This is a genomic window from Methylobacterium sp. WL103, from assembly GCF_008039885.1.
Lineage (GTDB): Bacteria > Pseudomonadota > Alphaproteobacteria > Rhizobiales > Beijerinckiaceae > Methylobacterium > Methylobacterium cerastii.
Genome location: NZ_VRUX01001174.1, coordinates 1 through 657, shown reverse-complemented (window position 1 = coordinate 657; position 657 = coordinate 1). Strand labels below are relative to the sequence as shown.

1 protein-coding gene is annotated in these 657 nt (G+C 74.9%); it reads right to left on the bottom strand.

Annotated features, from left to right (window positions below):
* Window positions 1–434: lysozyme (locus FV222_RS28460; protein ID WP_147816459.1), on the bottom strand; the 434-nt coding region annotated here is incomplete at its 3' end.
* Window positions 435–657 lie beyond the last annotated feature (223 nt).

Genomic DNA, 657 nt, shown 5'->3' with positions numbered 1-657 from the left:
GCGGCGTAGGGGGTGACGAACTGCTCGGCCTCGGTGCGGCGGCGCCCGAGGATCGCCGCGGGCCTGGCCCACATCAGCATCGCCTCGGCGCCGCCGGCCGCGTCCCCGGCGTTGATACGCCGCAAGGCGGTCGAGCCGGCGAAGGCCGACGGCCCGATGTTGTAGCAGAGCGAGACCAGGGCATCGAAGGCGTGCGGCCCGACCGGCGCCGTCAGCCCGCTTCGGACCGCGGCGACGTAGGCCGCGACGTCGCGCGCGAAGATCGCGTCGCACTCGGCGGCGGTGATCGCGAGGCCCGGCGCGACCTGCGGCGGTCCGGCGGCGGAGGTGTGGCCGACGCCGATCGTCCAGACCCCGACGGAATCGCGGTAGGCCCGCAGGCGCCGGCCCTCGCGCGCGATGAGGCACGCCTCGCCGATGGGGGAAAGGTTCATGGCAGTCTCCGAGAGGGAAAAGGTCGATCGACGCGGCGGGTGCTCGGGTCTCACCCGAGCTGGTGGGCGCCGAAGAACGAGTCGGCCGCAGCGACGTAGCCGTCGGCACCGGTGAAGCGGACCCAGACCTCGACGCCGTCGCCCGCCGCGAGCTTCAGGGTCGAGGCGAGCGACAGGGCGGTGATCCCGTCCACCAGCGCGCCGGGGCGGCGGCGCGCTGGTG